This is a genomic window from Falsiroseomonas oryzae, assembly GCF_027856955.1.
GTDB classification, from domain to species: Bacteria; Pseudomonadota; Alphaproteobacteria; order Acetobacterales; family Acetobacteraceae; genus Falsiroseomonas; species Falsiroseomonas oryzae.
The window spans coordinates 1-19,638 of the sequence record NZ_JAPSMD010000062.1; the positions used below are offsets into that span (position 1 = coordinate 1).

Annotated in this window: 21 protein-coding genes and 1 pseudogene; 12 read left to right on the plus strand and 10 right to left on the minus strand. The window is 71.1% G+C overall.

Annotated features, from left to right (window positions below; genetic code table 11):
* A partial coding sequence (locus tag OZN99_RS08950; protein WP_270934884.1) for an SDR family NAD(P)-dependent oxidoreductase occupies window positions 1–153 on the minus strand: 153 nt, incomplete at its 3' end.
* A 3-nt stretch (window positions 154–156) separates the two neighbouring features.
* Window positions 157–1,464: a histidinol dehydrogenase gene (gene hisD, locus OZN99_RS08955; RefSeq protein WP_270934864.1), complete on the minus strand. Its 1,308-nt coding sequence runs from the start codon at window positions 1,462–1,464 to the stop codon at window positions 157–159.
* A gap of 169 nt (window positions 1,465–1,633) precedes the next feature.
* Between hisD and OZN99_RS08960 the strand changes: the two genes are divergently transcribed.
* The gene (locus tag OZN99_RS08960) at window positions 1,634–2,329 is read left to right on the plus strand and encodes an SDR family NAD(P)-dependent oxidoreductase (protein WP_270934865.1); all 696 of its coding nucleotides are present in this window, start codon (window positions 1,634–1,636) and stop codon (window positions 2,327–2,329) included.
* 12 nt (window positions 2,330–2,341) lie between these two features.
* On the opposite strand, the gene OZN99_RS08965 is transcribed toward OZN99_RS08960, so the two are convergent.
* From OZN99_RS08965 to OZN99_RS08995, 7 genes are read right to left on the minus strand one after another with little or no spacing between them, the layout of a single operon-like run.
* The gene (locus OZN99_RS08965) at window positions 2,342–2,731 is read right to left on the minus strand and encodes a RidA family protein (RefSeq protein WP_270934866.1); all 390 of its coding nucleotides are present in this window, start codon (window positions 2,729–2,731) and stop codon (window positions 2,342–2,344) included.
* Window positions 2,728–3,438 (minus strand): carboxymuconolactone decarboxylase family protein, encoded by a 711-nt coding sequence (locus OZN99_RS08970; protein ID WP_270934867.1) that lies wholly within the window; start codon window positions 3,436–3,438, stop codon window positions 2,728–2,730. Before OZN99_RS08970 ends, OZN99_RS08965 begins: the two co-directional genes overlap by 4 nt.
* Window positions 3,435–3,905, minus strand: coding sequence for a RidA family protein (locus OZN99_RS08975; protein WP_270934868.1), 471 nt, complete (start codon window positions 3,903–3,905; stop codon window positions 3,435–3,437). The genes OZN99_RS08970 and OZN99_RS08975 overlap by 4 nt, the downstream gene beginning before the upstream one ends.
* A complete protein-coding gene (locus OZN99_RS08980; protein ID WP_270934869.1) occupies window positions 3,905–4,657 on the minus strand; it encodes a maleate cis-trans isomerase family protein in 753 nt (250 codons plus the stop codon). Before OZN99_RS08980 ends, OZN99_RS08975 begins: the two co-directional genes overlap by 1 nt.
* A 10-nt stretch (window positions 4,658–4,667) precedes the next feature.
* Window positions 4,668–5,681 (minus strand): tripartite tricarboxylate transporter substrate binding protein, encoded by a 1,014-nt coding sequence (locus OZN99_RS08985; protein WP_270934870.1) that lies wholly within the window; start codon window positions 5,679–5,681, stop codon window positions 4,668–4,670.
* Window positions 5,678–7,174, minus strand: a complete 1,497-nt coding sequence (locus tag OZN99_RS08990) for a tripartite tricarboxylate transporter permease (RefSeq protein ID WP_270934871.1) — start codon at window positions 7,172–7,174, stop codon at window positions 5,678–5,680. Before OZN99_RS08990 ends, OZN99_RS08985 begins: the two co-directional genes overlap by 4 nt.
* Before the next feature lie 4 nt (window positions 7,175–7,178).
* Entirely contained in the window at window positions 7,179–7,655 is a 477-nt protein-coding gene (locus OZN99_RS08995) for a tripartite tricarboxylate transporter TctB family protein (protein WP_270934872.1), read from the minus strand.
* 125 nt (window positions 7,656–7,780) lie between these two features.
* Here OZN99_RS08995 and OZN99_RS09000 point away from each other — a divergent pair, with 125 nt between their 5' ends.
* Window positions 7,781–9,748 (plus strand): oxidoreductase, encoded by a 1,968-nt coding sequence (locus OZN99_RS09000; RefSeq protein WP_270934873.1) that lies wholly within the window; start codon window positions 7,781–7,783, stop codon window positions 9,746–9,748.
* 14 nt (window positions 9,749–9,762) lie between these two features.
* Window positions 9,763–10,188, plus strand: coding sequence for a GlcG/HbpS family heme-binding protein (locus OZN99_RS09005; RefSeq protein ID WP_270934874.1), 426 nt, complete (start codon window positions 9,763–9,765; stop codon window positions 10,186–10,188).
* On the opposite strand, the gene OZN99_RS09010 is transcribed toward OZN99_RS09005, so the two are convergent.
* A complete protein-coding gene (locus OZN99_RS09010; protein WP_270934875.1) occupies window positions 10,185–11,360 on the minus strand; it encodes a cobalamin-independent methionine synthase II family protein in 1,176 nt (391 codons plus the stop codon). The genes OZN99_RS09005 and OZN99_RS09010 overlap by 4 nt on opposite strands.
* Window positions 11,361–11,491: 131 nt before the next feature.
* On the opposite strand from OZN99_RS09010, the gene OZN99_RS09015 reads away from it, so the two are divergent.
* The 9 genes and pseudogenes from OZN99_RS09015 to OZN99_RS09055 form a co-directional block, all read left to right on the plus strand.
* On the plus strand, window positions 11,492–12,847 hold the full coding sequence (locus tag OZN99_RS09015; RefSeq protein WP_270934876.1) for an 8-oxoguanine deaminase: 1,356 nt from the start codon (window positions 11,492–11,494) through the stop codon (window positions 12,845–12,847).
* 70 nt (window positions 12,848–12,917) lie between these two features.
* Window positions 12,918–13,976, plus strand: coding sequence for an ABC transporter ATP-binding protein (locus OZN99_RS09020; RefSeq protein ID WP_270934877.1), 1,059 nt, complete (start codon window positions 12,918–12,920; stop codon window positions 13,974–13,976).
* The gene (locus OZN99_RS09025; RefSeq protein WP_270934878.1) at window positions 13,973–14,806 is read left to right on the plus strand and encodes a sugar phosphate isomerase family; all 834 of its coding nucleotides are present in this window, start codon (window positions 13,973–13,975) and stop codon (window positions 14,804–14,806) included. Before OZN99_RS09020 ends, OZN99_RS09025 begins: the two co-directional genes overlap by 4 nt.
* Window positions 14,803–15,840: a Gfo/Idh/MocA family protein gene (locus OZN99_RS09030; RefSeq protein WP_270934879.1), complete on the plus strand. Its 1,038-nt coding sequence runs from the start codon at window positions 14,803–14,805 to the stop codon at window positions 15,838–15,840. The genes OZN99_RS09025 and OZN99_RS09030 overlap by 4 nt, the downstream gene beginning before the upstream one ends.
* Before the next feature lie 53 nt (window positions 15,841–15,893).
* Window positions 15,894–17,141, plus strand: coding sequence for an ABC transporter substrate-binding protein (locus OZN99_RS09035; protein WP_270934880.1), 1,248 nt, complete (start codon window positions 15,894–15,896; stop codon window positions 17,139–17,141).
* Entirely contained in the window at window positions 17,138–18,091 is a 954-nt protein-coding gene (locus tag OZN99_RS09040) for a carbohydrate ABC transporter permease (RefSeq protein WP_270934881.1), read from the plus strand. Before OZN99_RS09035 ends, OZN99_RS09040 begins: the two co-directional genes overlap by 4 nt.
* On the plus strand, window positions 18,091–18,903 hold the full coding sequence (locus OZN99_RS09045) for a carbohydrate ABC transporter permease (protein ID WP_270934882.1): 813 nt from the start codon (window positions 18,091–18,093) through the stop codon (window positions 18,901–18,903). Before OZN99_RS09040 ends, OZN99_RS09045 begins: the two co-directional genes overlap by 1 nt.
* On the plus strand, window positions 18,900–19,271 hold the full coding sequence (locus tag OZN99_RS09050; protein WP_270934883.1) for a carboxypeptidase-like regulatory domain-containing protein: 372 nt from the start codon (window positions 18,900–18,902) through the stop codon (window positions 19,269–19,271). Before OZN99_RS09045 ends, OZN99_RS09050 begins: the two co-directional genes overlap by 4 nt.
* Window positions 19,268–19,638: pseudogene (locus OZN99_RS09055) on the plus strand (hypothetical protein); the annotation flags it as partial. The gene OZN99_RS09050 and the pseudogene OZN99_RS09055, both read left to right, overlap by 4 nt.

Below are 19,638 nucleotides of genomic sequence, written 5' to 3' on the forward strand. Positions count from 1 at the left end.
CTCGATCTCGCTGCGGGACCGGGCGGCCAGGACGACATGCGCGCCGGCGGCGGCCAGGGCCGCGGCCGCGCCGAGCCCGATGCCGCGCCCGGCCCCCGTCACCAGCGCACGCCGGCCATCCAGCCGCAGCGACGGCGTCTTCGGCAATTGCATCGCTCAGTCCGCCGCCGCGCCATAGGGAACGTTTCGGCCGCCGTAGCGGCGCAGGCGGATGTTGGCCTGCTCCGCATGCCCGACGAAGCCCTCCAGCATGCACAGCCGCGAGCAGTAGGCGCCGATCTCCGCGCTCGCGGCATCGGTCAGCACGCGCTGGTAGGTGACCGTCTTCAGGAACTTGCCGACCCAGAGACCGCCCGTGTAGCGCGCGGCGCCGAGCGTCGGCAGCGTGTGGTTCGTGCCGATCACCTTGTCGCCGTAGGAGACGTTGGTGCGCGGCCCCAGGAACAGCGCGCCGTAGTTCGTCATGTTCTTCAGGAAGTAGTCGTCATCCGAGGTCATCACCTGCACATGCTCGCTTGCGATCCGGTCGGCCTCGCGCAGCATCTCCGCATGGTCCTCGCAGACGATCACCTCGCCGTAGTCGGCCCAGGCCTTGCCGGCGATCTCCGCAGTGGGAAGGATGGTCAGAAGCCGTGCCACTTCCGCCATCGTCTCGCGCGCCAGCTTCTCGCTGTTGGTCAGCAGGATGGCCGGGGAGGTCGGGCCGTGCTCCGCCTGGCCGAGCAGGTCGGTCGCGCAGATCTCCGCATCCACCGTCTCGTCCGCGATCACCAGCGTCTCGGTGGGCCCGGCGAAGAGGTCGATGCCGACGCGGCCGAACAGCTGCCGCTTCGCCTCCGCCACGAAGGCGTTGCCCGGTCCCACCAGCATGTCCACCGGGCGGATGCTCTCGGTGCCCAGCGCCATGGCGCCCACCGCCTGCACGCCGCCCAGGCAGTAGATCTCGTCCGCGCCGGCCAGGTGCTGCGCCGCCACGATCGCCGGGGCGGGTCGTCCGTTGTAGGGGGGCGCGCAGGTGACGATGCGCGGCACGCCGGCCACCTTCGCCGTCACGACGGACATGTGCGCCGAGGCCAGCAGCGGATACTTGCCGCCCGGCACGTAGCAGCCCACCGAGTTGACGGGGATGTTCCGATGCCCGAGCACCACGCCCGGACGCGTCTCCACCTCGATGTCCTTCAGGGATTCGCGCTGGTGCTGCGCGAAATTGCGCACCTGCTCCTGCGCGAAGCGGATGTCGTCCAGCGCGCGCGCCGGCAGTTCGGCGACGCAGGCGCGGATCTCGGCATCGGTGAGCCGAAATTCCGCCCGGTCCCACTTGTCGAACCTCACCGACATCTCGCGCACGGCGGCATCGCCGCGCTGGGCGATGTCGCCCAGCAGGCGTTCCACCGTCTCGCGCACGGCCGCCTGGGCCGCCTGCTTGTCGGCGACGCCGATCGACTGCTTCAGCCAGCGCGCCATGCCGTCGCTCCTTCCCCGGGTCGGGGCCGCCGCGCCGTGCCGGCGCGCGCCCTCGCGTCGTTCGCCGCCTCGATAGCCGCGGTGCGCCGGAACGGGCAACCCCGCATGCGGCTGGACAGGCGCCGCCCCAGCCGGCAACGTCGCCGTCGAACGCAGCGGGAGCAGGCGCATGGACGCGACGGGCGCAGCGCCGCGGCACGCGGTGGTTTCGGGATCGAGTTCCGGCATCGGCGCAGTGATCGTGGCACGCCTGCTGCGCGAGGGCTGGCAGGTCACCGGCCTCAGCCGCAGCGACCCCGGCACGAACGGACCCGGCTTCACGCATCGGCCGGTGGACCTGCGCGACCTGGCGGCGCTGCGTAGCGCCGTGGACGGTTTGGCGCCCGATGCCCTGGTGCACGCGGCCGGACTGATGCGGGGGGCGCCGCTCGGCGCGCTCGACCACCAGGCCGGGCGCGATCTCTGGCAACTGCATGTCGAGGCCGCGACGGCGCTGGCCGATCGCCTGGCACCCCGCATGCCGGAGGGCGGGCGGATCGTGCTGATCGGCAGCCGGACCTCCGCCGGCGGCCCGGGCCGCAGCCAGTATGCGGCCAGCAAGGCGGCGCTTGTCGCGCTCGCACGCTCCTGGGCGCTGGAACTGGCGCCGCGCGGCATCACGGTGAACGTCGTCGCGCCGGCCGCCACCGACACGCCGATGCTGCGCGACCCCGCCCGCAGCGGCACGCCGGTGCGCGTCCCACCCATCGGCCGCCTCATCGACCCCGCGGAGGTGGCGGCGCTGGTCGCGTTCCTGCTCGGGCCCGAGGCCGCCGCCATCACCGGCCAGCAGATCATGGTGTGCGGCGGCGCGTCGCTCGGCTGACGGGCCGCGCGATCAGCTGCGCGGCGCCCGGGCGATGCACTTGATCTCCACCAGCAGGCCAGGCCGCGAGAGCTCGGCGACGCCGATCGCCGTCCACGGCGGCTGGTGCCCCCGCATGACGCGGTCCCGCACCTGCTTGTAGAGCGCCAGGTGCTCGCGCAGCCCGACATGGAAGGTGGTGACGTCCACGATGTCGGTGACGGCGCAGCCGGCCTCCGCCAGCACGGCCAGCACATTCTCCCAAGCGCGCGTGATCTGCGCCTCCGGATCCTCGATCACGCGCAGCGCATCATCCCGGCCGAGCTGGCCGGCAATGAACAGGAAGCCATGCGCGAGGAGGCCTGGGGCGTAGCCGAAGGCGTCAGGGAAGCTCGCCATCGCGGCGGGAACCACGGGCGTCATGCGCCGTCGAACCCCTTCTGCTCGGCCGCTGCCGCGCCCCACAGCGCGAAGGCCGGCGAGGCGGGCACCTCGCCGCGCGCGATCATGCCCTGCCACACACCGCAGGCATCCACGAAGTTGGGGATGCTGCCCGGGAACATCGCGTAGGAGATCGCCTCGGCCAGCGCCATCTCCGACACATCGGCCGCATAGGCGCCCTTGATGTGCAGCGCGAGCTCCCACCAGTTGCGATGCGTCGTGTGGATGGCGCAGAGGGCCATCTCCACCCAGCCCGCCGGCACGTTGCTGTCCGCCACCACACCCCGCAGCGCGTCGCGATAGGCACGCGCCCGGTCGTAGGTGGGCAGGTGCCGTGCCCAGGACTCCGCCGCGAAGGCGAAGCGCGACGCACCGTCCGCGAAGGCGGCGAGGCGGATCGCGAGCTCGATCTCGGCATCCGTGCCGCCGGCGGCGCGGAACTTCGCGATGTGATGCGTGGCGATGGCCTCGTCGCAGGCCGTCAGCACGCCGAGCCAGATGAACTCCTTCGGGCGTTCGTGCAGCGTGCGCGGCGTCAGCGTCAGCGCGGTGTAGGCGGCGTCGTAGCCGGCCAGCAGCGCCGGCGCGGCGATCGCCAGCAGGCCGTGATGCGGCAGCAGGTAGCCCCGCTTGGCGCGCACCTCCGCCAGGCGCGCGCGCACCTCGTTCTCGTCCGGCGCAGCGGTCACGCGGCCACCTCGAACAGCGCCTCGACCTCCACCGGGATGTCCGCATAGAGCTCCGCGACGCCGATGGCGGAGCGGCAATGCCGCCCGGCCTCGCCGAAGACATCGACCATCAGGTCGGAGAAGCCGTGCAGCACCTCCGACGGCCGGTTGAAGCCGGGCGCGCAGTTGATGAAGCCCACCACGCGCACGCAGCGCACCACCGAATCGAGCGTGCCGAGATAGGTACGCAGGGTGGACAGGCAGCAGAGCCCCGTCAGCCGCGCGGCTTCCCGCCCCTGCTCGATGGACAGCTCGCGGCCGAGCTTCCCGACCACCATCGGCACGTTGCCCGGGCCCAGCGGCCCGTGCCCGCTCATATACACATGGATGCCGGAGCGCAGCGCGCGCACCCGGTTCGCCTCGTCCTTGAAGGGCGGCGGCAGCGTCACGCCAAGGGCGGCCAGCCGCTGCTCGTTGGTCTGCGCCATCAATGCTCCTCCAGCAGCCGTCCGCAGCCGGCGATGCGATCCGCGATGCCGTGGCTGCGCAGCGCGTGCCAGTAGGTCGCGGCGTTGATGGCGATGACCGGCTTGCCGAGCCAGGCTTCCGCCTGCGCCGCCAGGCGCATCATCGGCAGGTTGGCGCCGAACTGGATGATGGCGCGCGTCTCCGGAAGGTTCACCTCGTTGATCGCGTCGCGCAGCGTGGCCAGCGTGGTGCGACCGATGCCGACCGGCGAGGGCCGCTCCAGGTGCCGCGCGGCCACGACCTCGCAGCCGATCTCGCCAAGGTAGGCGACCAGGTGCTTGTGCGCCGTCGGGAAATACGGCGTGACCAGCCCGATCGGCCCCCGCACGCCGAGCGCCTGCAGCGCCGCCGGCAGCGCATCCGCGGCCTGGGTGAAAGGCAGGCCGCCGGTGATGCGGTCCACCCGTTCCTGGATCTTCCGCGCCGCGGCCAGCCCGCCGCCCCAGATGCTTTCCGCCGAGATGCCGAGCACGATGCGGTCGGGTTCGGCCGTCATCACCCGCTCCAGCGCCGCTTCCAGCGCGATATCGATGCGGCGGATCAGTTCGTCGAAATCAGCGTCGCTGGTCAGCGGATCGTTCGGGATGTGCATGCGCGCGACGTGGTTGGTCACGCCGCGCGGGCGCATCTCGTCGTATTCCGGCTGCACCACGGTGTTCGTGGAGGGCGTGACCACCCCGAAGCAGCCACGCCAGCCCAGGATATCGGCCATGCCCCGCGCCTCAGCGCTGGGCGCGGCCTGACGCGATCAGATAGGCGCGCTCCGCCTCCGCCATCTGCTGTACGGCCGCGTTGAGCTTCTCCGGCGTGTCGAGCGCAGGGTCCGGCATGGCACCCAGCTTGCGGAACTCCTCCACCAGTTCCGGATCCGCCACGGCGGCGCGGAAGGCGGCGGCGAGCCAGGCCTTGCGGTCCGCCGGCACCGCCCGCGGCACCGCGATCCAGCGGCTGACGCCCCAGTTCGCATCGTCGCGCCCGATCACGCTGTTCACCGTCGGCACGCCCTGCAGGAAGGGCGAGGGCTGCCGCCCCGTGACCGCCACCGGCACGATCCGGTTCGCCGCGAGGTGGCCGCTGATCTCGCCGAAGAAGCCGAAGGCGAGGTCGACGTTGTTGCCGAGCAGCGCCGTGATGCCAGGGCCACCGCCCTGGAACGGCACCTTCAGGAAGCGCGAGCCGGACGCCTGCTCCAGCTGCTCGATCAGGTATTCGTAGTAGCCACCGACGACGTTGGCGACGCGGATCGTGCCGGGCCGTGCGCGCGCCGCATCCAGCAGTCCGCGCAGCCCGCCGGACCGGTACTGGCCCTCGGCATTGACGCAGAGGTTGAGCGGCTCGGCGTTCAGGTGGGCGATGTGGTCCAGGTCGTTGATGGTCCAGCGCCCCTGCGACCGCGCAGCGTCGGAGATGACGAGGTTGGCGATGACGCCCACCGCATGCCCGTCGGTCGGCGCCTGCGTCGCCAGCCAGGTATGCCCCACCAGGCCCGCGCCGCCGGTGCGGTTGTTGACCAGGAAGCGCTCCCCGCTGTGCTTCTCGACGAAGCGCTGCACCACGCGGGCGGTGATGTCCATGCCGCCGCCGGCCGGATAGACCACCGTCATCTCGATCGGCTCGCGCGGGAAGCCGGCCGGCTTCGGCACGGGCAGGCGCGACTGGGCGCGGGCGGCCAGCGGCAGCGCGGCGGCGCCGGCCACGCCGGCGATCAGGTGGCGGCGGGTGATGTCGATCGTCATGTCGTTCCTCCCAGTTTCCGGACAGTGAGGCCCTTGAAGGCCACGAGAAGCAGCATCAGCACCGCGGCGCCCAGCATCAGGGCCGCCAGCGGGCGTTCCAGGAAGATCATCGCCCCGTCGGGCGACATCACCATGGACTGTCGCAAGGACTGCTCGAGCAGCGGGGCCAGCACGAAGGCGAGCACCAGCGGCGCCAGCTCGTAGCCCAGCTTGCGCAGGAACCAGCCCAGCACGCCGAAGCCGAGCATCACCCACAGATCGAACAGGTTTCGGTTCGCCGAATAGGTACCGACCATCGCCAGCAGCACGATGGAGGGAAACAGCACGGAATAGGGCACGCGCAGCAGCTGCACCCAGAGCCCGACCATCGGCAGGTTGAGGATCAGCAGGAAGACGTTGCCGATGTAGAGGCTGGCGACCACGCCCCAGAACACGTCGGCGCGGTCCGTCATCATGGTCGGGCCGGGCTGCACGCCGTTGATGATCAGCGCACCCATCAGCAGCGCCGTCACGGCGTTGCCGGGGATGCCGAGCGCGAGCAGCGGGATCATGCCAGAGGAGACGGCCGCGTTGTTGGCCGCCTCCGGCCCGGCCACGCCCTCGATCCGGCCCTTGCCGAAGGTGTGCGGATCCTTCCCGATCCGCCGCTCTGCCGCGTAGGAGAGGAAGGATGCGGTGACGGGGCCGCCACCCGGCAGCAGCCCGACCGCGAAGCCGAGCCCGCTGCCGCGCAGGATGGGCGCCCAGGAGGCAGCCCAGTCCACCCGACTCGGCCAAAGCCCGCTCAGCCGCGCCTTCACCGCCATGCCGCGCGCCGCATTCTCCACGTTCAGCAGGATTTCGGACACGCCGAACAGCCCGATCACCACGGCCAGCAACTCGATCCCCGCGCTCAGCTGGATGCTGCCGTAGTTGAAGCGGAACTCGCCGGTGATGATGTCCATCCCGATCGCCGCCAGCGCCGCCCCGGCGCCGATCATGATCGCGCCCTTCAGCGCGGAGCCCTGGATCATCAGGATGGTGCAGGCTAGGCCCAGCGCCATCAGCGCCGTGTATTCCGGCGGGCCGAGGCGGATGGCGAAGGCGCCGAGCGCGGGCGCCGCCACGCTGAGCACGACAATCCCGAGCGTGCCGGCGATGAAGGAGCCGAGCGCGGCCATGCCGAGCGCCGCCCCGGCCCGGCCCTGCTTCGCCATCGCATAGCCGTCGAGGCAGGTGACGACGGAGGCCGCCTCGCCCGGGATGTTCACCAGCACGGAGGTGATCGAACCGCCGTACATGGAGCCGTAGAAGATGGCGCAGAGCATCGCGACGGCGCCGACCGGCGGCAGCGCGACGGTGGCCGGCAGCAGCAGCGACAGCGCCGCGAGCGGCCCGATGCCCGGCAACACGCCGATCAGCGTCCCGATCAGGCTGCCGATGAAGATGAACTGGATGTTCTGCCAGGTCAGGATCACCCCGAACCCGGCCAGCAGTCCGGCGACAGGATCCACCGGCTCAGAACCCCAAAGGCCCGCGCGGCAGCGGCGTGCCGAGCGCGACGGCGAAGAGCAGGTGGATGCAGGCCGCGGCGATCCCGCCCACGGCGATCGCGGTCCACCACGACGCCTCCGGCGCGATCACCCGGAACAGGATCGGCAGCCCGAACACGCCGGTCAGCGCGAAGCCGAGATACGGCACCGCCAGGATCATGCCCGCGACGACCACCACCAGCGCACCGACGCGAAAGGCCGCGCCGGGCGCCGGCCAGAACTGCGGCACGATCTCCTCGCCCGGCGCGTGGCCGCCGCGCGTCAGCACGTGCCGCACCAGCAGCCCCGCGCCACCACCCAGCATCAGCAGGCCCGCAAGGAAGGGGAACAGGCCGGAACCCGGCCCGCTCGCATCGGCCAGCCCGAGCGCGACCGACTCCCGGCACAGCACGATGCCGAGCAGGACCCAGAACAGGCTGACGGCCGCATCCAGTCGGGCCATGTCACTCCGGACGATGTCTCTCCCGGGGCGGAGCATTGCCCGGATGTCGGGGCTCGGCAAGCCGACTTGTCCGGACATATTCACCCGCCCTAGGGTGGCGCCGGAACGGGAGGAACGTGCCGCAGATGGACGGCGGACGCCTGCAACTGCACTTTCCGGCGCTGTTCTCGCCGCTGCGCATCGGGCCGGCGACGGCGCGCAACCGCGTGATGCGCGTGGCGACGACCACCAACCTGGCCGAGCAGAACCGCGTCGGCGATCGCATGCTGGCCTTCTATCGCACCGTCGCGGAGGGCGGGGCCGGCGTGATCGTCAGCGAGGCGGCGCGCGTGCATCCCGCCGATGCCGTGACGCCCGCCGCCATCGCGCTGTTCGACCGCGGGCCGCTGCAGGGCCTGCGCAAGCTGACCGACCAGGTGCACCGCGCGGGCGCGCTGTTCCTGTTCCAGCTGAACCATGGCGGCCGCCAGCATCTCGGCCGGCGCGTGGGCACGCTGCTCGCGCCCTCCGAGATCGCCTGCCCTCGCTCCGGCGGCGTGCCCCATGCGCTGACGACGCGCGAGGTGGAACAGATGGTGGAGCACTTCGTCGCCGCGGCGCTCAACGCCATGGAAGCCGGCGGCGACGGCGTGGAGGTGCACGGCGCGCAGGGCCACCTGATCGGCCAGTTCGTCTCGCCCTACACGAACCGGCGCGACGACCGCTACGGCGGCAGCCTCGAGAACCGGCTGCGCTTCCCGATGGAGATCCTGGCCGGCGTGCGCCGCCGCATCGGCCACCGCGCCATCGTCGGCTATCGCATGGCCGTGGAGGAGTTCACCGAAGGCGGCATCGACACCGCGCAGGCCGCCGAGATCGCCGCCCTGCTCGCGCGCGCGGGGCTCTGCGACTACGTCTCGCTCAGCCAGGGCAACTTCAACACCATCGAGACCCACCTGCCCGACCGTCACTGGCCGCAGGAGGCGTACCGGACCATCCAGGCGGAGGTGAAGCGCGCGGTCGGCGATGACCTCGTCGTGGTGCAGTCCACCCGCGTGCAGACGCCGGCGCAGGCGGAATCGATCATCGCCTCCGGCGACGGGGACATGGTCGGCCTCTGCCGTGCCTTGATCGTGGACCCCGACTGGCCGGAGAAGGCGCGCACCGGCCGCGCGCACCAGATCCGCCGCTGCATCGCCTGCAACCAGTGCTGGGACTGGATCTCGACGGGCGAGCCGATCGGCTGTTCCACTAACCCGATCGCCGGACGCGAACACCACTTCGGAAAGCTGCGCAGCGCCGTGCCGTCCAGGGTCATCGTGGTCGGCGGCGGCCCAGGCGGCATGGAGGCCGCGCGCGTGGCCGCGATGCGCGGCCACCGCGTGACGCTGATCGAGCGCGACGGCCAGCTCGGCGGCAAGTTCCTTCGCGCCAGCTGGTTCCCTACGGGCAGCGAGCTGGCCCACCTGCCGCAATTCCAGGAAGCGGAGCTGCGGCGCCTGGGCGTGGATGTCCGCCTGGGCGAGGAGGCGACGCTCGCGAGCCTGCTGGCCATGCAGCCGCATGCGGTGATCCTCGCCACCGGCGCGCAGGCGGTGGTGCCGGACATCCCGAGCGACGGCAGCGTGCCGGCCATCGCGCCGACCGGCGTCGCCGACCTGCAGCCCGTGCGCAGCCCGCCCGGCCGCGCGATCGTGCTGATGGACGAGGACGGCTACTATTGGGCGGCCGCCATCGCGGAAGCCGCGGCGCCGCTCGGCCGCCTGGTTTTCGCGACGCGCTTCTTCGAGCCGCTGCGCGAACTGCCGATGGTCTCCCGCATCGCCACGCTGCGCGAGCTGGACCGCGCCGGGGCGGAGCATCGCACCTCCATGGCGCCGGCACGCATCGAGCGCGGTGCCGTGGTCCTGCGCCACTACCTGACCGGCCGCGAGGAGCGGATCGAGGATTGCGCCGCACTGCTGTGGGTGGGCGCGGCCAGGGCGCGCAACGCGCTCTTCGCCGGGCTGAAGGAAGCCGGGCTGGACCGCGTGCATCTGGTGGGGGACGCCTTCGCGCCGCGCCGCGTCGCGCCGGCGCTGGTCGAGGCGCAGACGGCCGCACGCGCGGTCTGACGGGGGAGTTGGGGATGAGCATCGTCAAGCGCAGCATCGACGGCGCGACCGCGCAGCGGATGATCGAGGCGGCGATCGAGAAGTCGCGTGAGCTGAAGAAGGCGATGTGCATCGCCGTCGTGAACGAGGCCGGGCAGCTCAAGGCCTTCCACGCCATGGACGGCGCCGGTCACCTCGCCATCCAGATCGCCCAGGACAAGGCCTGGACGGCCTCCTCCTTCGGCATCGCCACCCATGTCTGGTGGGACTTCATCAAGAACGACCCGCCGCTGCTGCACGGCATCGTGCACACGCCGCGCCTGACGATCTTCGGCGGTGGCTATCCGGTCGTGGAAGACGGCCAGATGATCGGCGCCATCGGCGTCTCCGGCGGCCACTACACCGACGACATGGAAGTGGCGCGCGCCGCGCTGGAAGCGGTCGGCGCGCCCGTCACCTAGCCCTTCGGGAACAGGCGCGACGACGCGATCGCCGCCCCGTCGCGCATCGCCCGCAGCTTCGCCCAGACTACGTCGGACGCCACGCGCCCGCGCCCGGCGGAGGTATCGAAGCCGCAATCCGTGCCGGCCATCACGCGCCGCGGGTCGCCCATCACCGCCGCCGCGCGCTCGATCCGCTCGGCCACCACCTCCGGGTGCTCGACGAAGTTGGTCAGCGTGTCGATCACACCGGCCACCAGGATCTGGTCCTCCGCCAGGGGCTGCTTCTCCAGCACCCGCACCTCGTGCGCGTGGCGCGGATTGGCGAAGGGCAGGACGAAGCCGCCGACATTGGCCTGGCGCACCACCGGCAGGATGTCGGCCAGCGGCACGTCGTGATCGTGCGGGCCCTCGTAGTTGCCCCAGCACACATGCAGCCGCACCCGGTCTCGCGGGATATCGCGGATCGCATTGTTGATGGCGGTGACCACGCGCTCGCAGAAGCCGAGGAAATCGGACAGCGGCCGGTCGCGGTAGGAACAGTGGCGCTCCAGAGCCAGGTCCGGGCAGTCCAGCTGCAGCAGGAAGCCGTGCGACACGATGGCCTCGTATTCCACGCGCAGCGCCTCGCCGAGGGCAGCCAGATACGCCTCCTCGGTGTCGTAGTGCCGGTTCTGCACGATGGAGCCGATGATCCCGGGCGAGGGCGCGGTCAGGAATGGCTCGACGAAGGCACCCTCGTGCTCCTCCAGCGCCTCCTGGAAGTCCTCGCATTCCCGGTTCACCGCCGTGGGGTCGAGGTAGCGCACCTCCCCGATCGCGGCGGGCAGGAAGTCCGTATTCGTCACGGCTTCCTGCGTCGCGGCCATGGCCTTGGTCTGCGCCTTGAACTCGGGATAGGCGTCCAGGTCCGCCCAGCCGGTGCGGCTGCTGCTGTCGCCCAGCCCGCTCAGCCGGTGGCGCAGGTAGAGCACGAAGGATTCGCGCTGCTGCTCGCCATTGTTGATCACGTCGAGGCCGCAGGCGATCTGCTGCGGCACGATGCCCTGCAGCGCCGCACGCCCGGCCGCCTCGATCTCCGCGGGATCCACCGCTTCGCCGCGCACCCGCCGCGTGTAGAGCTTCGTCAGCGACGCAGGACGCGGCAGGCTGCCCGTGTGCGTGGTCAGGATGCGGGTCTCGCTGCGCTGCATGGTTGTTCCCGTGCGTTTCCGCAGGAAGGCTAGCGCGCGCCCCGTCCGGTGAACAGGCCGCGGCGGCAGCACGCCCTGGCAGGTTGCGACCAGCAGCGCCTACACTCCGCCTGCCAGGGAGCCCGCACGTCATGCCGCACAGCCTGCTGCTGAAGGATGCCGAGGTCGTCGTCACCATGGACGCGACACGCCGCGAGATCCGGGGCGGCTGGGTGCATCTGACCGGCGGCGCGATCACCGCGCTCGGTGGTCCGGAGACGCAGCCGCCCGCTGCAACCGAGACGATCGACCTCGCCGGCCATGCGCTGCTGCCCGGCCTCGTCAACACGCACCACCACATGTTCCAGTCGCTGACCCGGGCCCTGCCCGGCGCGCAGGATGCCGAGCTCTTCGACTGGCTGAATGTGCTCTATCCCGTCTGGTCCCGCCTGACGCCGGATGCGCTGCGCACCGCGGCCGCTACGGCCATGGCGGAACTCGTGCTGTCCGGCTGCACCACGGCGGCCGACCACCACTACATCTTCCCGAATGGCTGCCGCCTGGACGACACGATCGCGGCCGCGCGGGAGATCGGCATCCGCTTCCACCCCACCCGCGGCGCGATGAGCCTCGGCCGGTCGCAAGGCGGCTTGCCGCCGGACGAGGTGGTGGAGCAGGAGGACGCGATCCTGGCCGACATGGAGCGCGTCGTCGCCCGGTTCCACGATCCGGCCCCGCTCTCCATGCTGCGCATCGGAATCGCGCCCTGCTCCCCCTTCTCGGTCACGCAGGAGTTGATGCGCGACGGCGCCACCTTCGCCCGCGCACGCGGGCTGCGGCTGCACACGCACCTGGCGGAGAACGACAAGGACGTCGCCTTCACCCGCGAGCGCTTCCGCTGCACGCCGGCGGAATATGCGGCTTCGCTGGAATGGGTCGGGCCGGATGTCTGGCACGCCCACTGCGTGAAGCTGGACGCGGCGGGGATCGCCCTGTTCGCGCGCACCGGCACGGGCGTTGCGCACTGCCCCTGCTCCAACATGCGGCTGGCCTCCGGCATCGCGCCGATCCCCGCGATGCGGCGGGCCGGCGTGCCGGTCGGCCTGGGCGTGGACGGCTCCGCCTCCAACGATTCCGGCCACCTTCTGGCCGAGGCGCGCCAGGCGATGCTGCTGGCGCGCGTCGGCCACGGGCCGGCCGCGATGGGCGCGCGGGAGGCACTGGAGATCGCGACTCTCGGCGGTGCGCGCGTACTCGGCCGCGACGACATCGGCGCGCTGGCTCCGGGCCTGGCGGCCGACGTGGTCGCCTTCGACCTCGGCGGGCTCGATCTTGCCGGCGCCGGCGAGGATCCGGTCGCCGCCCTGGTCTTCTGCACGCCGGCGCGCGTCGCGCTCTCCGTCATCGCGGGCCGCATCGTGGTGCGCGACGGAAGGCTGCTGACGCTGGACGAACGCGCCCAGGCCGAACGCCACCGCGCCGCGGCGCGCGCCCTCGCGGCAGGCTAGCCGCCGCGCTCGCTTGCCTCGCCCTTCCGGCCGTGCCTAGCATCCGGGCAGGGCAGGAAGCGGAAGCAGCGTGGCAACGGTCGAGCTCCGTGGCGTGCGCAAGCGGTTCGGCGATGTGCAGGTGGTCCACGGGGTGGACCTGGGCATCGCCGAAGGCGAGTTCGTGGTCCTGGTCGGACCATCCGGCTGCGGCAAGTCCACCATCCTGCGCATCGTTGCCGGCCTCGAGGAGGCCTCCGACGGCGACGTCCTGATCGATGGCGCGGTGGTCAATGAACGCGACCCGAAGGATCGCGACGTGGCCATGGTGTTCCAGGACTACGCGCTCTACCCCCACATGTCCGTTGCCGAGAACATGGGCTTCTCCCTGCGCTGGCGCGGCGTGGCCAAGGCGGAGATCGCTCGGCGGGTCGATCAGGCGGCCCAGGTCCTGGACATCGCCCACCTACTGCAGCGCCGCCCGCGCGAACTCTCGGGCGGCCAGCGCCAGCGCGTCGCCATGGGGCGCGCCATCGTGCGCGACCCCAAGGTGTTCCTGTTCGACGAGCCGCTCTCGAACCTCGATGCCAAGCTGCGCGTGCAGATGCGCACGGAGATCAAGCGCCTGCGCGACCGCCTGCGCGCCACCACCATCTACGTCACCCACGACCAGGTGGAGGCGATGACGCTGGCCGACCGCATCGTGGTGATGCAGGGCGGGCTGGTGCAGCAGGTCGGCACGCCGGAGGAGATCTACGACCGCCCGGCCACCACCTTCGTCGCTGCCTTCATGGGCGCGCCCGCCATGAACCTGCTGGCCGGCCGTGTGGAGGCGGGCCGTGCCGTGCTGCCGGACGGCACCACCTTGCCCCTTGCACGCGTTGTGCCTGACGGCGATACGATCATCGGCCTCCGTCCGGAACGCCTGATCTGGCTGCCGCCCGGCAACGGCGCGCCCGCCGCCATCTCAGGTCAGGCAGCCGTGGTGGAGCCGCTGGGCAGCGAGACGCTGGTGACGCTCGACATCGCCGGCACCGAGTTGCATGCGCGGGTTCCCGCGCGCAGCGTGCGCCAGGCCGGCGAGCCCGTGCGCCTCGCCCTGGAGCCGGGGGACATCCACCTCTTCTCCCAGGAAGGCCACCGGCTGTGACAGATCCGCTGCGTGTCCCGCCGGAGAGCCTGGCGCACGGCACGCAGGTCGCGCTGCGCATTGTGCCGGACGCTGCCGCGCTGACCCTGGCCTTCGCGGATGCGCTGCTGGCGGAATACCGTGCGGCGAAGGCGGCGGGCCGAGCGAGGGTGGTGTTCATCGTGCCGGTCGGGCCGGTCGGCCAGTACGACGTCCTCGCCCGGACCTGCGCGGCGCAGGGCGTCTCGCTGGCCGACCTGCTGATGATCGGCATGGACGAGTATCTCACGCCGGCCGGCGACTGGATCGCCGAGGACGATCCGCGGTCCTTCCGCGGCCACATGCAGCGCCACCTGACCGCGCTGATGCCGCAGGCGACCGCGCCGCGAATCGTCTTCCCGGATCCGCACCGGCTGGAGGAGGTGCCGGCGCTGATCACCGCGCATGGCGGCGTCGATGTCTGCTTCGGCGGGGTCGGCATCGCCGGCCACGTCGCCTTCAACGAGCCGCCGGAGCCCGGCGAGGCGCTGGACGTGGAGGCCTTCGCGCGGCGCCCCACCCGCGTCCAGCGCCTCTCGCGCGAGACGCGGACGATCAACGCCGTCACCGCGACGCGCGGCGCGATCGACCTGATCCCCGAGCAGGCCGTGACGGTCGGCATGCAGGAGATCCTGGGCGCGCGGAAGCTCCGCCTGTTCATGAACCGGCCCTGGCAGACCGCGATCCTGCGCAAGCTGCTGCATGGCCCCGTGACGCCGGCGGTCCCGGCCAGCTACGCGCAGCGCCATCCGGACTGCGCGATCACCGTGACCGAGGAGGTCACAAGAATGCCGGGAGCAACCCTCGCATGATGCGCGTCGCCCTGGTCGGCTACGGCGCCTGGGGCCGGCACCACGCCCGCGCCCTGGACGCCGCGCCGAGCGCGACCCTGGCCGCCATCGTCGCCCCTGGCGACGACAGCGCCCGGGAGGCGGCCGCGGAGCGGCCGCAGGTGCCCGTTCATCGGCATCTCGCGCCCGTGCTCGGCGATCCCTCCATCGAGGCCGTGGTGATCGCCGCGCCGAACGCCGAGCACGCCCGCCTCGCGCTTGCCGCCCTGGGCGCGGGCAAGCACGTGCTGCTGGAGAAGCCCATGGCGCTGACGCTGGCCGACTGCGATGCCCTCGCCGCCGCCGCGAAAGCCGCCGGCCGGGTGCTGACCATCGGACATGAGTTGCGCGTCTCGACGCAGTGGGGCCGGGTGAAGACGCTGATCGAGGAGGGGGCGATCGGCGCAGCACGGCATGCCAATGTCTCGCTGTTCCGTTTCCCCTACCGCACCGGGTCCGACGGCTGGCGCTACGACCGTGCCGCGGTCGGCTCCTGGATCCTCGAGGAGCCGGTGCACTTCTTCGACCTCCTCCTGTGGTACGGCGCCGCCTGGGGCCCGCCTATCTCGATCCGCGCAGACGCGGAGGGCGATCCGGCCATGCCACGCGCGCTCGGGGTCACGCTGCGCTTCGCCGGCGGGCAGTTCGCCACCCTCAACACGGTCGTCGGCGGCTTCGAGCACCATGTCGCCCTGCACGTGATGGGGGAGGCCGGCGCGATCCGCAGCCTCTGGTCGGCTGCCCTGGACCGCAGCTTCGCCCCCTCCGCCAGCCTGCACCTGTTCCGGGGCCGCGCGCAGCCCGGCGAACTGGCCGAGGCGATCCCGATGGCCGAGACCGGCGAGGTCTTCGAGCTCGTCACGCAGGCTGAGCAGGCCATCCAGGGCTTCCGCGTCGGCCGCGCGCTGGTCCCGCCCGAGGCGGGACGAGACGCGGTCCGCTGCTGCCTGCTGGCCGAGCGATCCGCCCGCGAGGGCCGCGAGATTCCGTGGCACGAGGCACCCGATACGCCCTAGGCTGCGCCGCAACGACAAGCCCCATGCAAGGCACCAGGCAGGAGGAGAAGGTCATGCTGTCACGTCGCACGCTTCTGAAGGCCAGCGCCGTCATGCCGGCGGCACTGGCCGCTCCGGCCATCGGCCAGACGAGGCGGAGCATCAGCTTCCTGACCTGGAACATCATCGACCAGGAGCCGCTGATCCGCGGCTGGATCGCCAGCTTCCAGCGCGCCAATCCCGGCGTGGAGGTCGAGTGGCTGGACAAGAAGGGCCCGGAACTGCCGCCCTTCTACCAGACGCAGCTCGCCGCCGGCACGCCGCCCGACGTCGTCAACACCCAGGGCGCGCTGTGGCTGGAATACGCCGCCAGCGGCGCCCTGATGGACATGACCCCGCGGCTGGCCGCCGAGCCGGAGGTGAAGAACCGCTTCAACGCCAACTACCTGTCGAACTGGACGCTGCAGGGCCGCAACTACATGCTGCCCTTCTACATCACCAAGACGCTGCTGTTCTACAACAAGACCATGTTCCAGCGCGCCGGCCTGTCCGGCCCGCCGCAGAGCTTCGACGACATCCTGGCCTTTGCCGGGCGCATGGCGCAGGGCGAGAGCACCGGGTTCCTGACGCTGAACTTCGACTGGCTCTACTGGCCGCTCTTCGCGATGAACGGCGTGGACCTGCTCACGCCGGACCTGCGCCGCCCAGCCTTCAACACGCCGAAGGCCATCGAGGTCCTGGAGAAGCTGGCCCGCGCGAGCGAGAGCGGCGCGATCAACAAGATCTCCTGGACCGGCCGCTGGGTGGAACCGAACGGGGCCTTCGCCGCGGGCAACGTCGGCATGCTGCATGCCCACAGCCCGGCCTACTTCTTCGTCCGTGGCCAGGGCAACTGGGTGAACGGCGACACGCTGGGCGTCGCGCATGCACCCGGCAATTTCTCCACGCCGAACAGCCACGGTCTCGGCGTCTCGCGCGGCTCGCGTAACCCAGACCTTGCCTGGGCCTTCGTGAAGCACGTCACGGCGAACGAGCAGGCCGGCCAGCTCGCGACGCAGCGGCGAATCCTGACGGGCAACACGCAGGTGGACCAGGCGCTGCTGGCCTCGCTGCGCAGCGAGGATCCGCTGGTGCACAGCGTCCTGTCCACCCAGATCGAGCATACGGACAAGATGGTCGGCAACTGGCCGATGCCGCAGGATGCGCGCGTGAAGGACGCCTTCTGGCCGGAGCTGCAGAGCGCGCTGCTCGGCCGGAAGTCCGCGCGGCAGGCGCTGGCGGATGCCGAGCGCCGCGTGGGACGGGAGCTGTCGCGCGCGTGACGCCATCCGGCAGCCCGGCGCACCTCGCGCGCCGGGCAGGAACCGGCACCGGGTGGTGGGGCAGGAAGCGGACGCGCCAGGCGGCGCTGATCCTCTGCTTCCTGCTCCCCTCTCTCGCGATCTTCCTGCTCTACCGCGTCATCCCGCTGGGTTGGAACGCCATCCTGTCGTTCCAGTCCTGGTCGCCCATGCGCCCGCCGCGCTGGGTCGGCTTCGAGCACTACGAGGAGATGCTGTTCTACGACGACATCTTCTGGACGGCGCTGTGGAACACGCTGATCTGGATCGGCGCCGCCCCCGTCGCGATCATCCTGGCGCTCGGGATCGCGCTGCTGGTCAATTCCGACCTGAAGGGCGCGTCCGTCTATCGCACCATCGTCTTCCTGTCCTATCCGCTGATGACCGTCGCGGTCGGGATCATCTGGCGCTGGATGTACGACGAGCGCGGCGGCTTCATCAACTGGGCGCTGCGCATCGCAGGCATCATCGACCGTCCGCTCGGCTTCCTGCAGTCCTTCGACCTGGCAATGGCCAGCGTGATCGTCACGGACATCTGGCAGGTGATCGGCTTCTACATGATCATCCTGCTGACCGGCCTGCAGCAGATCCCGCAGCACTTGTACGAGGCCGCGCGGGTGGATGGCGTGCCGCGCCATGCCGTGTTCCTGTACGTCACGCTGCCGATGCTGCGGCCGTCGCTGTTCCTGTGCGCGGTGATCGGGCTGCTGAACAGCTTCACCAGCTTCGACCTGGTCTATGTCATGACCAATGGCGGCCCGGGGCACGCGACGGAGCTGCTGATCACCTACATCTATAAGCTCGGCTTCGGGCAGACGAAGTTCGACTACGCGGCGGCCGTCACGGTGGTGCAGTTCCTGCTGCTGCTCGCGCTGACCTTTCTGGCCAACCGCCTGGCCGGCGGCAATGCCGGCGCGGTGGAGAAGGACTGATGCGGCGGGGCTTTCCCTGGGCGCGCCACGCCGTGCTGATCGTGGTGTCCGCGATCATGCTGCTGCCCTTCTACTGGGTCTTCAAGACGGCGATCACCAACGAGAACATCTACGCCTTCCCGCCGCGGCTGCTGCCGCAGGACCCGCACCCCTACAACTTCGTGGATGTCTGGTACCTCATTCCCTTCCCGCGCTACCTGCTGAACAGCGTCATCGTCTCCGTGATGGCCGTCATTGGCAACGTGGTGCTGAACGCCATGGCCGCCTACGCGCTGACCCAGAACTTCCGCGCGAAGAAGCTTGTCGTCCTGCTGCTGCTGTCCTGCATGCTCATCCCCTTCCAGGCCACCATCATCCCGGCCTACCTGATCACCGCGCGGATCGGGCTGCTGAACACCTATCTCGGCCTGGCGCTGCCGCTGCTCTCCACCATCGTCTGCATCTTCATCTACAAGGCGGCGTTCGAGGCGGTGCCGCGCAGCCTGGTGGAAGCGGCGCGGATGGACGGCCTCTCGGAATGGCGGATCATCGCGCATGTCCTGCTGCCGCTGTCGCGCCCGGCCATCGCCACCAACGTGATCCTGGCCTTCATCTGGTCCTGGAACAGCTTCATGTGGCCGCTGATCGTCACGCGCGACGCCAACATGCAGACGCTGCCGCTCGGCCTGGCGCGCTTCCTCTCCTACATGGAGGACACGACCGGCGCGCTCTACGCCTTCGTCTGCATGGTGCTTGCCCCCGGCATCCTGGTGTTCCTCATGGCGCAGTCGGCCTTCATCCGCGGCCTGACGCACGGGGCGACGAAGGGATGAGGCTGCCGCGCTGGATGCTGTCCCGCTGGTTCATCGTGCCGGCGACCCTGGCGGCGGTCGTCCTCGGCTGGAATCTCCATGTGGCCGCCAACGCCACGGGCGAGGTGCGCGGCCGGGTGGTGGACGCCACCGGCCGCCCGGTCGCGGGCGCGACCGTCCTTCTGTTCGAGAGATCCTTCGTCGTGAACACCGAGAAGCAGCGCGTCGTCACCGACGCCGCCGGCGCCTTCCGCTTCCAGGGCAATGCCAGCCACGCCGTCCAGCTGCAGGCGGACGCGCCGGCCGGCAAGTCGGAGCGCGTCACGCTGCGCCTTCTGTTCCGCGCCCAGGACGCCGACCTGCCGGCTCCGCTGGTGATAGCGCGATGATCGGGCCGCGGACGCGCCTGATCTTCCTGGCCGGCGACCCGATCGGCCACACCAAGGGCTATGCCGAATACGCCAAGGCCATTGCCGCCGGCGGGCACGACTGCGCCTACCTGCCGGCGCATGTGCCGGCCGGCATGCTGGAACGCTTCCTCGACGGCCTGCTCCACCTGCGCAACCTGGCGGGCGTGGTCTGCACCATCCCGCACAAGCAGGACGCCGCGCGGATCGGCCGGTGCGACGCGGTGGCGCGCCGCGCCGGCAGCGCGAACCTGCTGCGACCGGATGGCCGCGGCGGCTGGGAGGCCGCGGGCGTGGACGGCGAGGGATTCCTGATCGCCGCCCGCGCGGCCGGCATCCCGCTGGCGGG

Coding starts and splice junctions, on each gene's coding strand:
- hisD (WP_270934864.1), bottom strand. CDS start 1,464: ATGGCGCGCTGGCTGAAGCAGTCGATCGGCGTCGCCGACAAGCAGGCG.
- OZN99_RS08960 (WP_270934865.1), top strand. CDS start 1,634: ATGGACGCGACGGGCGCAGCGCCGCGGCACGCGGTGGTTTCGGGATCG.
- OZN99_RS08965 (WP_270934866.1), bottom strand. CDS start 2,731: ATGACGCCCGTGGTTCCCGCCGCGATGGCGAGCTTCCCTGACGCCTTC.
- OZN99_RS08975 (WP_270934868.1), bottom strand. CDS start 3,905: ATGGCGCAGACCAACGAGCAGCGGCTGGCCGCCCTTGGCGTGACGCTG.
- OZN99_RS08980 (WP_270934869.1), bottom strand. CDS start 4,657: ATGGCCGATATCCTGGGCTGGCGTGGCTGCTTCGGGGTGGTCACGCCC.
- OZN99_RS08985 (WP_270934870.1), bottom strand. CDS start 5,681: ATGACGATCGACATCACCCGCCGCCACCTGATCGCCGGCGTGGCCGGC.
- OZN99_RS08995 (WP_270934872.1), bottom strand. CDS start 7,655: ATGGCCCGACTGGATGCGGCCGTCAGCCTGTTCTGGGTCCTGCTCGGC.
- OZN99_RS09000 (WP_270934873.1), top strand. CDS start 7,781: ATGGACGGCGGACGCCTGCAACTGCACTTTCCGGCGCTGTTCTCGCCG.
- OZN99_RS09005 (WP_270934874.1), top strand. CDS start 9,763: ATGAGCATCGTCAAGCGCAGCATCGACGGCGCGACCGCGCAGCGGATG.
- OZN99_RS09010 (WP_270934875.1), bottom strand. CDS start 11,360: ATGCAGCGCAGCGAGACCCGCATCCTGACCACGCACACGGGCAGCCTG.
- OZN99_RS09015 (WP_270934876.1), top strand. CDS start 11,492: ATGCCGCACAGCCTGCTGCTGAAGGATGCCGAGGTCGTCGTCACCATG.
- OZN99_RS09030 (WP_270934879.1), top strand. CDS start 14,803: ATGATGCGCGTCGCCCTGGTCGGCTACGGCGCCTGGGGCCGGCACCAC.
- OZN99_RS09035 (WP_270934880.1), top strand. CDS start 15,894: ATGCTGTCACGTCGCACGCTTCTGAAGGCCAGCGCCGTCATGCCGGCG.
- OZN99_RS09045 (WP_270934882.1), top strand. CDS start 18,091: ATGCGGCGGGGCTTTCCCTGGGCGCGCCACGCCGTGCTGATCGTGGTG.
- OZN99_RS09050 (WP_270934883.1), top strand. CDS start 18,900: ATGAGGCTGCCGCGCTGGATGCTGTCCCGCTGGTTCATCGTGCCGGCG.